The organism is Phaeobacter sp. BS52 (assembly GCF_045040595.1).
GTDB lineage: Bacteria > Pseudomonadota > Alphaproteobacteria > Rhodobacterales > Rhodobacteraceae > Phaeobacter > Phaeobacter piscinae.
The window spans coordinates 2,966,556-2,981,359 of sequence record NZ_CP090662.1 but is presented as its reverse complement, the minus strand read 5'-3'; the positions used below and the strand labels follow the sequence as shown (position 1 = coordinate 2,981,359).

Sequence of the window (14,804 nt, the reverse complement as noted above, 5' to 3'; positions counted from 1 at the left end):
CCAGCCCCCGAAACGCAAAAGGCCCCGGTGAAGACCGGGGCCTTTTTCATTGGGTGACATATATCTTAGCTCGGGCTCATCCCGCGCAAGCGTTCGGAACGACGGCGCAGCATCTCAACCACTGTGAGCAGACAGATCGAGACCACAACAAGAATGGTCGCCACCGCCAGAATGGTGGGGGAAATCTGTTCACGCAGGCCGATAAACATTTGCCAGGGCAGTGTTTTCTGTCCGGCCGAGCCGACAAACAGTACAACCACAACCTCATCAAACGAGGTGATGAAAGCAAACAGACCGCCGGAGATCACACCGGGCAGGATCAGGGGCATCTGCACGCGGAAGAAGGTGGTCACAGGACCAGCCCCCATATTCGCCGCAGCCCGTGTGAGCGAGCGATCAAAACCAACCAGCGTTGCAGTCACGGTGATGATCACAAAGGGGATCCCCAATGCCGCATGGGCCAGAACCACACCAAAATATGTCCCCTGCAGGCCAATCCGGCTGTAGAAGAAATACATACCCGCAGCCGAAATGATCAGCGGCACGATCATGGGCGAGATCAGAATGGCCATGATGGCGCGACGGAACGGCACATGCGGTTGGCTGAGGCCAATCGCGGCGAGCGTGCCGAAGCCCACCGACAGGATGGTCGCCATCGGTGCGATCTTGATGGAGTTCCACATCGCCTGCTGCCAATCCGCGTTGGTGAAGAAATCGCGGTAGTGTTTCAGCGAATAGCCTTCAGGATCGAAGCGGATCATTTCCGGCGTAAAAGTGAAGAAGTCCTGTGCGTTGAACGACAGCGGCATCACCACCAGAATCGGCGTAATCAGGAAGATGAAGATCGCCCCACAAATCACCCGGAACGTATAGTGCCACAGCACCTGCCCCGGAGTGAGATATGGCGCCAAGTGAACGCGGTAGCGCGATGTCGAGAGCCAGAAAATGAACCAGCCGACAAAAGCGCCGAACAGCAATCCCATTACAGCGGCTAAGCAGACCGCCCATCACGAAGCCCGCAACAGCGAAGGCTGCGATCAGGACCCAGCGGATCGGCCGCTCCTGATCGCGCATCCCGGCGAGGGCAAATCCAAGCCCGCCGACAAGAGCCGCCCCAATCAGAACCCCGAGAAGCCCGGAGCCCTGGGCGGTCCCCACGAAGAGGCCGAAGAAGGCCCCGGCAGCCGCCGCAACAAGCGCGACAAAACCGGGAGTTTGGTTTTCAACAGGTGTCAAAGCCATGTGTCTTATCCCAGTTTCACGTTGTCGATGCCGACAATCTTGTCATAGGCCCAGTAGAGCGCTAGGACGACGACCAGCAGAATACTGCCAAGTGCCGCAGCAAGACCCCAGTTGAGCGATTGCGAGATGTGGAAGGCAATCCGGTTGGAGATGAAGACACCCTTGGTGCCGCCAACCAGCTCCGGCGTGATGTAGTAGCCAATCGCCAGAATGAAGACGAGGATCGACCCCGCACCGATACCCGGCACCGACTGCGGGAAATAGACCCGCCAGAAGGCTGTCCAATTGGTCGCGCCCAGAGATTTGGCCGCGCGCAGATAGGAGGGGTTGATCGTTTGCATAACAGAATACATCGGCAGGATCATGAACGGCAGCAGGATGTGGGTCATCGCCACAATCGTGCCGAACTGGTTGTTGATCATCACCAGACGTGCGTCATCTGCAACCAGTCCCAACCAGACCAGCGTATCGTTGATGACACCTTGCTGCTGCAACATGACTTTCCAGGCGGAGGTCCGCACCAGCAGCGATGTCCAGAACGGCAGGAGTACCAGGATCATCAGCAGGTTTGCGGTACGCGACGGCAAATTCGCCAGGATCCAGGCCACGGGATAGCCCAGGATAATACAGCTCACAGTGATCGCCAGCGACATGATCAGGGTGCGCAAGAACAGCGTGCCATAGATGCGTTCGTTTTCCGGTCGCAGTTCAGCCCCTTCGGCACCTTTCTGGAAATCGGCAGCATTCAGGAAGTACCCGTTGGTATAGGCGCCGGAATAGGTCTGAATGGTGCGCCAGACCTCGGGGTCAGCCCAATCTTCGTCGATTTTGAGGAACTGCTGCTTGAACGGGCCATCCTCAGCCAGATCCCAGCGCTTGACCTTGCGCCCAGCCTTGCGGAACAGCGAGGAAATACCTGGGTTTTCGTAGTTCAGGCGCGAACCGACACGGGTATGAGTTTTTTCCTGCGCGGCCACCTGAAGGTCAGCAGCCAGCGCCGCGAATATCGCCTCATCCGGCGTCACGCCCGAATTTGCATCCCAGTCCTGGAGCGCAACCACGGTCTTGGGCAAGGTATCAGAGACGATCCTATTCTCAACCGAGCGGAACAACATGTCGGCAATCGGGAGAATGAAGGTCAGAAGAACAAACAGCAGAAGCGGCGCGATCAACATCAGGGCGCGGATTTTCTGCATCCGGAGAGCTCGGGCCAGGCTACGCTTCAGCGGCGTGCCATCGGCGGCCAGGACCGGTCCGGTGTGGGTGGTATCGCTCATGGGTAGGAGCCCCCGTCGGAATTTTTTGTTGGTGGAGAAAGGGCCGTGCGCCAGGCACACAGCCCTTTCCCGATGATGTCAGTGTCTGTTCAGGAACAGATTACTTGGCCAGCCATGCCTGGAATTTTGCGTCCAGATCATCGCGGTTATCGGCCCACCATTCGTAGTCATAGACATGCACGTTGCCGGCATTTGCCGGATCGGTCGGCATGTGCGGCGCCATATCGATACCCAGAACGGCGTGCTTACCAACCAGCGGTGCCGACGATGCACGTGCCGGACCATAGGAGATGAATTTCGCCTGATCAGCCAGACGCTGGGTGTCGGTGGCGAACTTCAGGAAGTCCATCACGCGCGCCTTGCGATCTTCGGGCAGGTCAGCAGGCACGATCCAACCATCGAGGTCAAAGGACTGCATGTCCCACAGCATGTCGATTGGCTGGTTCTGCTCGGCGATTGCGGAGAACAGACGACCGTTAAAGGTCGAGCCCATCACAACTTCACCGTCAGCCAGCAGCTGAGGCGTTTCTGCACCGGCAGTCCACCAGACAACCTGATCCTTGATGCTGTCCAGCTTGGCCAGCGCGCGCTCCACACCCTCATCGGTGCCCAGCACATCATAGATCTCGTCCTTGGCAACGCCGTCGCAGTAGAGAGCCCATTCAACGTTGTCGATCGGACGCTTCTGCAGGGCGCGCTTGCCCGGATATTTTGCAGTGTCAAAGATATCGCAGATGGAGGACGGCGGGGTGTCACCCACTTTGTCCATGCGGTAGCCGAAGGTGGTCGAATATACGATCTGCGGGACAAAGCAGTCGCTGACGATCAGCTCGCCGAAGTCTTCGCTTGCGGGGGTGCCATCGGGCGCCGCAGCCAGCACTTCGTCGTGATCCAGCTCAGCGGCCAGACCTTCGTCGCACATACGCATGGCGTCGGAGGCAACCACGTCGACCAGATCCCAGGTCACATTGCCCGCTTCGGTCATGGCGCGCATTTTTGCGGTCGCTTCAGCCGAGCTTTCGTCCCAGATCACTTTCAGATCAGGGTGCATCTCTTGATAGGGTTCGACATATGCCTTCAGCTGGCTTTCCTGATAGGCGCCGCCCCAGGACACGATGGTCATTTCGTTGGCCATATCGGCAGCCATCGCCATCGGCGCACACAACGCCGTGGTGGCCGCCAGGGCAGTCAGTTTGGTGAGTTTCATAGACACTCTACTCCTTGTTGAAATTATTATTTGTCTTGATCGTCGTCCCCCGGTCGTTCACTGCCGGGGGTTCGGGCACGCGTGGAGGCTTAGGCGTCCAACGCGCGGCAATCGTCAGGCAGCCAGCCGATTTCGATCTGCTGACCGGGCTTCAGCCGTTCCTGATCGGGGGCGTTACGGGTTTTGATGATGAACTCATCATTGCCGGCAACCCGCAGGCGGGTGCGGAAAATATCGCCCATGTAGATGAATTCCAGCACTTCCGCTTTCAGCGTATGAGCGCCTTCCTGCATCCGGTCCTTATTGTATTCGACGCGTTCGGGACGGATCGAAACACGGGTCCGTTCACCTGGCTTGGACACGTTGATCGGTTTGCAGTCGATCAACTCGCCATCGTCCAGCTGCACCAGCGCGATACCGTTGTTGACCTCTTTTACAGTGCCTTCCAGCGTGTTGTTCTCGCCGATGAACTGCGCAACGAAACTGTTGGACGGTTCTTCATACAGCTGATCCGGCGGCGCCAGCTGCTGGATACGGCCGTCGTTGAAGACAGCGACGCGATCCGACATGGTAAGCGCTTCGGTCTGGTCGTGCGTCACGTAAACCGTGGTGATGCCCAACTGATGTGCCAGATGGGTGATTTCGAACTGCATCTTTTCCCGCAGCTGCTTGTCCAGCGCCCCCAGTGGTTCGTCCATCAGAACCAGTTCCGGTTCAAACACCAGTGCCCGTGCCAAGGCGACCCGCTGTTGCTGACCACCGGACAATTGGGCTTAGCCGACGGCCCCCGAAGGCGCCCATCTCCACCATATCAAGCGCGCGTTTCACTTTCTGCTCACGCTCGGATTTGCCCATGTTGCGAACCTCCAGCGGAAAGCTGAGGTTTTCGGCAATGGTCATATGGGGGAACAGCGCGTAATTCTGAAACACCATCCCGATGCCGCGCTTGTGGGGTGGGATATTGTTGATCGAGACGCCGCCCAGCCGGATATCACCATGGGTCGCAGTCTCGAACCCCGCCAGCATCATCAGGCAGGTTGTCTTACCCGAACCGGACGGGCCCAGCATTGTCAAAAATTCGCCTTTCGGCATGGTGAGGTTCAGATCTTTGACAACGAGGTTCTCGCCGTCATAACTCTTCTGCACGCGTTCGAATTCAACGAACGCGCTCGTGTTTGACGCATCAGCCAAGTGAGGCTCCCTGGTTTGGTTCGGCAGATTGGCTCTGCACTTCTGTCGCGATGTAAGCACACCCGAGTGTTGGTGCGCAACCGGATCGTCCGGATCATCTCTGCAATTTACCTTAGGGCCGACAGTGCGGTTGACGGTATGTTTTACGACGGGCCAGTGCTGAAAAACGACAATTGTCCGCACCCAGATCAAATGGAAAATCTATCCATGCACGCCGTGATTGAACACAGCAAACCGTTACCGGAAACACTTCAATAGATGAATTTGACTACGCGAAACGGATTCGCAGACGTAATAAAGGCGCCAGTTCCAAGCTGGAACTGGCGCCCTCTTCAGTCAGTCGCAAGCCTGATGTCAGGCGCTGTGCAGCATGTCCTGTTCCTGCAAGGCCGCATAGCATTCATCGAGGGATTGACGCGCCCGCGCGATGAGGGTGTCGATCTCCTCCGGCGTGATGACCAGCGGCGGCGAGATAATCATCCGGTCACCGACATGGCGCATCACCAGATTGTTGGCAAAACAGCGCTCACGGCAGATATACCCGACCGTGCCGCCCTCAGCAGCAAACGCCGCACGTGTCTCCTTGTTCGGGGTTAGCGCGATAGACCCCATCATGCCGACAATCTTGGCCTCCCCCACCAGCGGATGGCCTGCCAGCGCCTCCCATTTTTCCTTGAGATAAGGCGCGGCCACATCGCGCACATGGCCGACGATGTCTTCCTCTTCCAGAATACGCAGGTTTTCGAGTGCAACAGCCGCCGCCACCGGGTGGCCCGAATAGGTGTATCCGTGATTGAATTCGCCGGACCCGATCACCGACGCGATCTCATCGCTGACAATCGAGCCGCCAATCGGCGCATAGCCGGAGGACAGCCCCTTGGCGATTGTCATGATGTCGGGACGAATGCCCACAGTCTGGCTACCAAACCAATTTCCGGTCCGCCCAAACCCGCAGATCACCTCATCTGCAATCAGCAGGATCTCGTATTTGTCACAGATGCGCTGGATTTCCGGCCAATAGGTTGCGGGGGGGACAATCACACCGCTCGGCACCCTGCACCGGTTCGGCAATAAACGCCGCAACGCGATCTTCGCCCAGCTCAAGAATTGCCTGCTCCAGCTCTTGCGCCCGAACGAGACCGAAGTCTTCAGCCGACATATCGCCGCCTTCGGCCCACCAGTTCGGCTGATTGATATGATGAATATCCGGGATCGGCAGGCCGCCCTGTTCATGCATCGCCGTCATACCGCCGAGGCTGCCACTGCCGACAGAGGAACCATGATAGCCATTTTTGCGGCTGATAATCACCGATTTCGTCGGCTTGCCCTTCATCGCCCAATAGTGGCGCACCATGCGGATGTTGGTGTCATTTGCCTCAGATCCTGACCCGGCAAAGAACACATGGTTCAGCCCCTCAGGCGCCAGTTCAGCGATCTTCGCCGCCAGCGCGATTGCTGGCGCATGGGTGGTCTGAAAGAAGGTGTTGTAATACGGCAGCTCACGCATCTGGCGCGCCGCGACATCCGCCAGCTCGTCACGGCCATAGCCGATATTCACGCACCAGAGGCTTAGCCATGGCATCCAGGATCTCATTCCCTTCGCTGTCCGTCAGCGTGACGCCGCGGGCGCGGGCGATGATCCGCGCACCTTTTTCAGCCAGCTCGCCATTGGCGGTGAAAGGATGCATGTGATGGGCCGCGTCCAGCGCCTGAAGCTCGGCTGTGGGCAGGTGATTTGTAATCGCAGTCATGGGACAGACTCCTGAAAGAAGAGATTGGCCCCAGAATATGATCAAATTCCACCATGTCAATCGAATCAGCCTGCCTGTGTGAGCCCCTGTCGCACCTGATCCATCCCCTGGGCCACATCTCGTTCCATTGCCAAGGCGGCCAGATCTGCGTCCTTGCGATGCAGGGCTTCCAGAATGTCTTTATGGCGATCAGGAAAGCTCTGGGTGCCAAGGCGCCCGCAGACCACCCGCAGCGACGGACCAAAGCGCAGCCAGAGCCGATCCGCAAGATCTGTAAGGATTGGCGCGTCGGCATGGGCATAGAGCCGTGTGTGGAATTGGTAGTTCTGCACCAGATAGCCCGCCACATCCCCTGCAGAGATCGCCTGATCCAAGGCCGTGTCTATTGCTTCCAAGGCTGAGATATCCGTTGGGGAAACCCGTTCTGTCGCCAATCTCGCAAGCTGACACTCAATTGTTTTTCTTGCATAAATCAGCTCACTCAGGTCGCTTTCCTGCAGCATCGGGACAGAGACACGCCGATTGCCCTGAAACACCAGCGCCCCGTCTGAAATCAACCGCCTGATCGCCTCTCGTACAGGGGTCATGCCAGCCCCCAGCGACTCGACCAGGCCCTGGATGGTCACCGCCTGCCCCGGCGCCAGATCGCCGAACAGGATCTGCCCACGCAAGGTCTGATAGACGGTTTCATGCGCCAAGCAGTTTCGCGGTCGGCTGACTGACGGATGATGCGTCTGGTTGGCTCAGGTTCACCTTCGGAATCCCTCCTAAATTTTGGGCAGCTTGCACCAAGTTTTCCCAGGTGAAAACATAAACAGTATTGCCGAATGAGGCAAAACTTGATCAAATCCTTACCAGCCGGGCACGGAAACCGGCACGCACAGGGAGATACTCATGACACTCAAGACGATGACATTGACCGCCATCGTGGCGCTGAGCAGTGCGGCCGCCGTCGCCGAAGAAGTTCGCGTTTACAACTGGTCCGACTATATCGACGAAGACCTGCTGGAAAAATTCGAAGCCGAAACCGGCATCGATCTGATCTATGACGTCTTCGATAGCAATGAATTGCTGGAAACCAAAATGCTGGCTAAGCGGATCGGGCTATGACGTCGTGGTTCCAACCGGGTCCTTCCTGGCGCGACAGATCCAGGCCGGTGCGTTTCAGAAACTGGATACGAGCAAACTGTCGAACGCAGGCAATATGTGGGATGTGATCGAGGATCGCACCGCCCGTTATGATCCCGACAACCTCTATTCAGTGAATTACATGTGGGGCACGACCGGTATCGGCGCCAACACGGCCAAGGTGGAGGAAGCGCTGGGGGCCGATGCACCGATCGACTCGCTTGAACTGGTGTTCAACCCAGAGAACATGGAAAAACTGGCCAATTGTGGCGTCTACTTCCTGGATGCACCTGATGAGATGATCCCAGCGGCGCTGAAGTATATTGGCGAAGATCCCAACAGCATGGACCCCGATGTTGTGGCCAAGGCAGAGCCGGTGCTGATGTCCATCCGTCCTTATGTGAAGAAATTCCACAGCTCCGAATACATCAACGCCTTGGCAAATGGCGATATCTGCGTCGCCTTTGGCTGGTCTGGCGACATTCTGCAGGCCCGTGACCGTGCGGATGAGGCCGACAACGGCGTCGAAATCGTCTTCAACGCCCCCAAGGAAGGCGCTCTGATGTGGTTCGACCAGATGGCAATCCCCGTGGATGCCCCAAACCCAGAGGCTGCGCATAAGTTCCTGAACTTCATAATGGAAGCCGAGAATATGGCGGCTGCCTCCAACTACGTTTACTACGCCAATGGCAACAAGGCGAGCCAAGAGTTCCTTGAGGAAGATGTGATCGGTGATCCCGCGATCTACCCAAGCGAAGAGACCCTGAAAAACCTCTACATCAAAGAAGCCTATCCGCCCAAGGTACAGCGCAAGGCCACCCGCATGTGGACCAAGATCAAGTCCGGGACCTGATCCGGCACTGCTGATCACGCGGGGCATCGTATGTGCCCCGCGTTTTACCTTTTGGGGACGTCGGCAGCTGTTCCGTGCCCGTTCCACAACCTGTGTCTATTATTGGGGGCTCGCGTGACCATTCCTGTTTTTGAACCCTGGAACGATCCGGAGGCCAAGCCCCTGATCCAATTCCAGAACGTCACCAAACGCTTTGGCGAGTTCACCGCCATTGATGATCTGACGCTCGGGATTTACGAGAAAGAGTTCTTTGCCCTGCTTGGCCCGTCGGGCTGTGGCAAAACAACAATGATGCGGATGCTTGCCGGGTTTGAGACCCCAACCGAAGGCAAGATTTTCCTTTCAGGTCAGGATATTGCCCCGGTCCCCCCGAATAAGCGGCTGGTGAATATGATGTTCCAGTCCTACGCGCTGTTTCCGCATCTGAGCGTCTGGGACAATATCGCCTTTGGACTGAAGCGCGAGAATAAGCCCAAGCATGACATCGCCGAACGGGTGCAGGAAATGCTGCGGCTGACCCGGCTTGAGAAATTCGCCCGTCGCAAACCGCACCAGATCTCCGGTGGCCAACGTCAGCGGGTTGCCTTGGCCCGGTCGCTGGCAAAAGCTCCGAAACTGCTGCTGCTGGATGAACCGCTCGGCGCGCTCGACAAGAAGCTGCGCCAGGATACCCAGTTTGAACTGATGGATATTCAGGAAAAAACCGGCACCACATTTGTCATTGTCACCCATGATCAGGAAGAGGCGATGACTGTCGCCTCCCGCGTGGCGGTGATGGACAATGGTCGGATCGTGCAGGTGGCCACGCCAGACCGGATCTATGAGACCCCAAATTCTCTGTATGTTGCGGATTTCATCGGCGATGTGAACATCATCGGCGGCACAGCCACCCCCACCGGCCCCGAACAATACGCGGTCAACTGGAAAGACGGCGCCGCCCCGCTCACGGTCAAAAGTCAGGCATACTTCTCCGATGGGCAGGACTGCCATCTGGCGATCCGCCCTGAGAAAGTCACGATCAGCGCGGAGCGCCCGGCGGAGGCTGACAACACGGTGCAGGGGCGCATTCTCGATATCGCCTACCTTGGCAATATCTCCACCTATCATGTTGAGCTGCCCTCCGGTGCGGTGATCAAGGCACAGGCCGCCAATACCCGTCGCATTGCACGCCGCGCCTTTACCTGGGAAGACCCGGTCTGGCTGTCCTGGACAGCCACCGCCGGTGTTCTGCTGGCGAACTGATGCGCCGCTTCATCCTGATCGCCATACCCTATGCCTGGCTATTGGCGCTGTTTCTTGTGCCCTTCGCCATCGTCTTCAAAATCTCGCTGTCGGATGCCGCCGTTGCGCGCCCGCCCTATATGCCGCAGTTCGACTGGGTCACCGGTATCGGCGCCTTCCTTGCGGATCTTGATTTTGAGAATTTCACGTGGCTCACCGAGGATGATCTCTACTGGAAAGCCTACCTCAGCTCGCTGCGCATTGCGGTCGTCTCAACAATTCTGACGTTGCTGGTCGGCTATCCGATGGCCTACGGCATGGCACGCGCGCCTTCGGAATGGCGCCCAACGCTGATGATGCTGGTGATCCTGCCGTTCTGGACCAGCTTTCTGATCCGGGTCTATGCCTGGATGGGAATCCTGTCGAACGAGGGTCTTTTGAATCAGTTCCTGATATGGGCCGGGCTGATTGATACACCGCTGACGATCCTGAACACCAATACCGCTGTCTATATCGGCATCGTCTACACTTATCTGCCGTTCATGATCCTGCCGATCTATTCTGCGCTGGAACGGTTGGATGGCTCGCTCATTGAGGCTGCCGAAGATCTGGGGTGCTCGCGCATGGAGGCCTTCTGGCTAGTCACTATTCCCCTGTCCCGCGCAGGTATTATCGCGGGCTGTTTCCTCGTCTTCATTCCGACGTTGGGCGAATTTGTGATCCCATCACTGCTGGGTGGATCTGACACGTTGATGATTGGCAAAGTGCTGTGGGAAGAGTTCTTCTCTAACCGTGACTGGCCGGTGGCGTCAGCGGTGGCGGTTGTGCTCCTGCTGATCCTGATCGTGCCCATCGTGCTGTTCCAGCGCAACCAGCAGAAACAACAGGAGGCGGACCAATGACCCGATTGAGCTGGTTCAACACCGTTTCGCTGACACTGGGGTTTGCGTTTCTTTATATCCCGATGGTGATCCTGATCATCTTCAGCTTCAATGAAAGCAAACTGGTCACCGTCTGGGCGGGGTTCTCCGTCAAATGGTATGGTGAATTGTTGCAGAACGAGGCGTTTCTGAATGCGGCCTGGGTAACGCTGAAGGTGGCTGTGATGTCCTCGACCATCGCGACGGTTCTGGGCACCATGGCGGCCTATGTTCTGGTGCGCGGCGGGCGGTTTTTGGGCCGTACGCTGTTTTCCGGCATGATCTATGCGCCGCTGGTTATGCCAGAGGTGATCACCGGCCTGTCGCTTCTGCTTCTGTTCATCGGCATCGGACTGGATCGCGGCGTGATGACCATCGTGCTGGCACATACGACCTTTTCAATGTGCTACGTCTCGGTTGTCGTGTCGTCACGGCTGGTGACCTTTGATCGGTCGCTGGAAGAGGCTGCGCTGGATCTGGGCTGCTCCGCGGCTGAGGCATTCCGCCTTGTGACGTTGCCGATCATCGCACCTGCGGTCATCTCTGGCTGGCTCTTGGCCTTTACTCTGTCGCTGGACGATCTGGTGATCGCGTCATTCACTTCCGGTCCAGCCGCAACGACCCTGCCGATCAAGATTTTCTCAGCCGTGCGGCTGGGGGTCAGCCCGGAGATCAACGCGCTTTCCACGATCATGATCGCCATTGTAACCGTCGGGGTAGTCACTGCCTCGCTGGTCACCAAACGCCAGCTGGTACGCCAGCGCCGCGATGAGCAAAACGCCGAACGCAGCTAAGCATCAGTCCGCGTCCCACTCCGGGGCGCGGGCCAGCCCCAGCGCCTCAAGCTGATCCGGCCCCTCATAGCGCAACGCCTTGTCGTGCCAGAGGTCCGGCCCAGCCGCCAATTGATCGTAGTAGCCTTCGAACTGATGCGGCTGGCCAAAGTGCTGACCGCGCTGTTTTTCGATCCGCGCTTTCTCCGCGATCTCGGGCAGGAATTTGCTGTGCAGAAGCGCCCCGGATGGCAGCACACCGTTCGGTCCATCATAGAGCGCATTAAGCCGTCGCGGCAGCGCCGCATGGGTGGAATTGGTGTAGGCGTAGCGGCGATCCCATTTGATCAACGGGATTTTGTTCAACGTCGGTGCCCGCTGCGGCTCAGCAGCGAAAAACACCCGGTCCCGCGTGCCGCCCTGCACCCACAGATTGCCGCGCGGTGCCTGACGCGTAATGCGATAAGGGCCGGGATCAAACCACGGCAACACAGTGCGGGGATCATCGCCGGGCGAGTAGTTCACCTTTCCCAGCGGCCCCTTGGGGAAAAGATCCAGCATCAGCGCGCCAAAGCCAATTCTGCCCTGACGGTCCAGCCAATGGGTCAATCCGCGCAAACCGTGTTGCGCATCGCCGCCGAACACCAGCAATTCATCTGCGTCAACGCTCAGGCACCAACGACGGTGACCGTGGCGGATCTGCAGCCAGGTCGCCCAGTCCAGACCGAACCGCGCATCACGGTAGCTGGCGGTCGTGTGCCAGAGCGAGACATCGGGCTGGGCGGCAAGATATTCCGCGCCCCCATCGTCGCTGTCGTTGTCGACAATAAGGAAGTGATCAACACCCAACTCACGGTAATACTGCAGGAAAAAGGGGATCCGGGTCGCCTCGTTCCGCAGCACTGTGATGGCGATCAGCGCGTTGTCTGGCAGGATGGCGGTATGATCCGTCACCCTGTGCAGTTGGTGGCGTGATCGAAATGCCCGCCAGAGAAGCCGACGGCGCTGCCACCTCAATCGATAGGCCGCCGCCAGTGAAATCTCCGGCAGCGGCACAGAGCCCGGAGCCAAAACAGGCCCCGTCACCCTAGCGCTCGTATGCGCCAGCTTTGTGCCAGCCCCAGGCATCCGCAATCATCGTCTCAAGGTCGGACCGGGTCGGCTCCCACCCCAGCAGCGTTGCCGCCCGCACAGAGCCTGAGACCAGTTTGGTGCAATCCCCGGCACGCCGCGGCCCGATGGAATGCGGCACAGATTTGCCGGTTGTCGCTTCGGCCTTGTCCATCACTTCGCGCACAGAAAACCCGGTGCCTGTCCCCAGATTGAAGACTTGGCTGCCCTTACCATCTTTCAGCCAGTTGAGACCCAGAACATGGGCATCAACCAGATCGCAAACATGCACGTAATCGCGTACGCAAGTCCCATCCGGCGTGTCGTAATCGGTTCCGAAAATGGTCAGCGCATCGCGTTTGCCGTCAATCGCATCCAGAACCAGCGGCACCAGGTGAGTCTCAGGGCGATGGAATTCGCCCACCTCAGCCTCCGGATCAGCACCCGCCACGTTGAAATACCGAAAGATCACCGATCGCAGACCGTGCGACGCGCCAAAGTCGCGCAGAATATCCTCAACCGCGCGTTTGGAGGCACCGTAGGCATTCAAAGGCACCTGCGGTGTGCTTTCGTCCAGCACCACATTGTCGTGCTCACCGTAGGTCGCACAGGTGGAGGAAAAGACGAAATCGAGGCAACCGGCTGCGACCGCAGCCTCAATCAACGTCAGCGAGCCACCTACATTGTTGGCCCAGTAGCGGCCAGGTTCACTCATGGCTTCGCCGACCTGGCTCAGCGCGGCAAAATGCATAACCGCCGCAGGCTGATACTTGGCAAAAACTTCGTCCAATCGCGCGCGATCGCTCAGATCCCCCTTCTCGAAGGGACCGAATTTCACCGCGTCCTGCCAGCCTGTTACCAGATTGTCGTAGGTCACGGGCGTGAACCCAGCCGCGCGCAGCGCCTTGCAAGCGTGGGAGCCGATATAACCAGCCCCACCGGTCACCAGAACATATGTCAAAACAGCGTTTTCCTGATCAAAAGGCCGGACGTTGCTGCCCGGCCACCCAAAATTCACATGTCACCAATCCTCGCCCATCGCGGCGAAGTGGCAGGTCTTATTGCGCCGCCTTATCGACTTGGGCAATCTGATTGATATAGCACATCAGATCATCACGCAGCTCCTCGCGCGCCAGCGCGAAAGCAACCGTTGCCTGCAAAAAGCCCGCCTTGGACCCGCAATCAAATCGCTGACCACGAAACCGGTAGCCATAGACTGGAACATCAGCGGCAATGTCTTCCGCGATGGCATCAGTCAGCTGGATCTCACCGCCAGCGCCCTGTTTTTTCTTGTTGAGATTGCGCAGCACAGAAGGCGCCAGGATATAGCGGCCAATCACCGCCAGATTGGATGGCGCCTCTTCAGATTTGGGTTTTTCGACCATGCCATTCACGGACACGACCGATCCCATGTCATCGCGCACATCCAGCACGCCATAGGAGGATGTCTGCTCCGGCGGAACCTCCATGGCCGCAACCATATTGCCGCCGGTTTCTTCATAGGCTTCCACCATCTGCTTGAGGCAGGGCGTTTCCGCCGCGATCACGTCATCGGGCAGGATCACCGCAAAGGGCTCATTCGCAATCAGGCGGCGCGCGCACCAGACCGCATGGCCAAGACCCAGCGCCTGATGCTGACGAATATAGGCAATCGCACCGGAGTCCATATTGGTCGCCTTCAGGATATCCAGCAGGTCGTCCTTGCCCTTCTTGCGCAGCTCCTGTTCGAGCATGGGCGAGTGGTCGAAATAGTCCTCAAGCGCGCCTTTGCCACGCGAGGTGACAAAGATGAATTCCTTGATCCCAGCTTCACGCGCCTCATCAATGGCGTATTGGACCAACGGACGATCTACCAGCGTCATGATTTCTTTGGGAACAGATTTGGTGGCTGGCAGGAACCGCGTTCCAAGACCGGCCACCGGAAAAATTGCCTTCGTTACTTTTTTACGCATATCGCACTCTCATTGTCTAATTCTCAAACCGTTCTGATGCGGTTTGTCAGTGGTGGCCGATTTGGTGACAAAACCTGCCTCGAAAGGCTAAGCCCAAGTATTCCGCAGGCAATTCAGAAAATATACCCCCAGTCACATTTCGCTCACGACCTTCCATAAGATGTTTCATTTTATCGACA

9 protein-coding genes and 4 pseudogenes are annotated in these 14,804 nt (G+C 57.9%); 4 read left to right on the top strand and 9 right to left on the bottom strand.

The window, feature by feature from the left end:
* Nucleotides 1–65: 65 nt before the first annotated feature.
* The 6 genes and pseudogenes from L0Z65_RS14340 to L0Z65_RS14315 form a co-directional block, all read right to left on the bottom strand.
* A pseudogene (locus L0Z65_RS14340) lies at nt 66–1,242 on the bottom strand (ABC transporter permease).
* Between the two features lie 5 nt (nt 1,243–1,247).
* Nucleotides 1,248–2,519 carry an ABC transporter permease gene (locus L0Z65_RS14335; protein WP_405108617.1) on the bottom strand — a complete coding sequence of 424 codons (1,272 nt, stop codon included), beginning with the start codon at nt 2,517–2,519 and terminating at the stop codon, nt 1,248–1,250.
* 100 nt (nt 2,520–2,619) lie between these two features.
* Entirely contained in the window at nt 2,620–3,726 is a 1,107-nt protein-coding gene (locus L0Z65_RS14330) for an extracellular solute-binding protein (protein ID WP_096872917.1), read from the bottom strand.
* 89 nt (nt 3,727–3,815) lie between these two features.
* A pseudogene (locus tag L0Z65_RS14325) lies at nt 3,816–4,917 on the bottom strand (ABC transporter ATP-binding protein).
* Nucleotides 4,918–5,271: 354 nt separating this feature from the next.
* Nucleotides 5,272–6,668: pseudogene (locus L0Z65_RS14320) on the bottom strand (aspartate aminotransferase family protein).
* A gap of 65 nt (nt 6,669–6,733) precedes the next feature.
* The gene (locus L0Z65_RS14315; protein ID WP_405108614.1) at nt 6,734–7,366 is read right to left on the bottom strand and encodes a GntR family transcriptional regulator; all 633 of its coding nucleotides are present in this window, start codon (nt 7,364–7,366) and stop codon (nt 6,734–6,736) included.
* Nucleotides 7,367–7,562: 196 nt separating this feature from the next.
* On the opposite strand from L0Z65_RS14315, the pseudogene L0Z65_RS14310 reads away from it, so the two are divergent.
* From L0Z65_RS14310 to L0Z65_RS14295, 4 genes and pseudogenes are all read left to right on the top strand, one after another.
* Nucleotides 7,563–8,649 (top strand): annotated as a pseudogene (locus tag L0Z65_RS14310) (polyamine ABC transporter substrate-binding protein).
* 114 nt (nt 8,650–8,763) lie between these two features.
* Complete coding sequence (locus tag L0Z65_RS14305) at nt 8,764–9,891, top strand: ABC transporter ATP-binding protein (RefSeq protein WP_405108611.1); 1,128 nt, start codon at nt 8,764–8,766, stop codon at nt 9,889–9,891.
* Nucleotides 9,891–10,772 (top strand): ABC transporter permease subunit, encoded by an 882-nt coding sequence (locus tag L0Z65_RS14300; protein WP_040178925.1) that lies wholly within the window; start codon nt 9,891–9,893, stop codon nt 10,770–10,772. Before L0Z65_RS14305 ends, L0Z65_RS14300 begins: the two co-directional genes overlap by 1 nt.
* Nucleotides 10,769–11,584 carry an ABC transporter permease gene (locus L0Z65_RS14295; RefSeq protein ID WP_014876330.1) on the top strand — a complete coding sequence of 272 codons (816 nt, stop codon included), beginning with the start codon at nt 10,769–10,771 and terminating at the stop codon, nt 11,582–11,584. The genes L0Z65_RS14300 and L0Z65_RS14295 overlap by 4 nt, the downstream gene beginning before the upstream one ends.
* A gap of 3 nt (nt 11,585–11,587) precedes the next feature.
* Here L0Z65_RS14295 and L0Z65_RS14290 read toward each other — a convergent pair whose 3' ends face one another.
* The 3 genes from L0Z65_RS14290 to galU all read right to left on the bottom strand — a co-directional run bounded on the left by L0Z65_RS14290 (nt 11,588) and on the right by galU (nt 14,625).
* Nucleotides 11,588–12,649 carry a glycosyltransferase family 2 protein gene (locus tag L0Z65_RS14290; RefSeq protein ID WP_405108606.1) on the bottom strand — a complete coding sequence of 354 codons (1,062 nt, stop codon included), beginning with the start codon at nt 12,647–12,649 and terminating at the stop codon, nt 11,588–11,590.
* Nucleotide 12,650: 1 nt separating this feature from the next.
* A complete protein-coding gene (galE, locus tag L0Z65_RS14285; protein ID WP_405108603.1) occupies nt 12,651–13,634 on the bottom strand; it encodes a UDP-glucose 4-epimerase GalE in 984 nt (327 codons plus the stop codon).
* Between the two features lie 97 nt (nt 13,635–13,731).
* The gene (gene galU, locus L0Z65_RS14280; protein ID WP_405108600.1) at nt 13,732–14,625 is read right to left on the bottom strand and encodes a UTP--glucose-1-phosphate uridylyltransferase GalU; all 894 of its coding nucleotides are present in this window, start codon (nt 14,623–14,625) and stop codon (nt 13,732–13,734) included.
* Between the last annotated feature and the right edge of the window lie 179 nt (nt 14,626–14,804).

Bases quoted from the DNA above. Each gene is read 5' to 3' on its own strand.
- L0Z65_RS14335 (WP_405108617.1), bottom strand. From the start codon at position 2,519: ATGAGCGATACCACCCACACCGGACCGGTCCTGGCCGCCGATGGCACG.
- L0Z65_RS14330 (WP_096872917.1), bottom strand. From the start codon at position 3,726: ATGAAACTCACCAAACTGACTGCCCTGGCGGCCACCACGGCGTTGTGT.
- L0Z65_RS14300 (WP_040178925.1), top strand. From the start codon at position 9,891: ATGCGCCGCTTCATCCTGATCGCCATACCCTATGCCTGGCTATTGGCG.
- L0Z65_RS14295 (WP_014876330.1), top strand. From the start codon at position 10,769: ATGACCCGATTGAGCTGGTTCAACACCGTTTCGCTGACACTGGGGTTT.
- galU (WP_405108600.1), bottom strand. From the start codon at position 14,625: ATGCGTAAAAAAGTAACGAAGGCAATTTTTCCGGTGGCCGGTCTTGGA.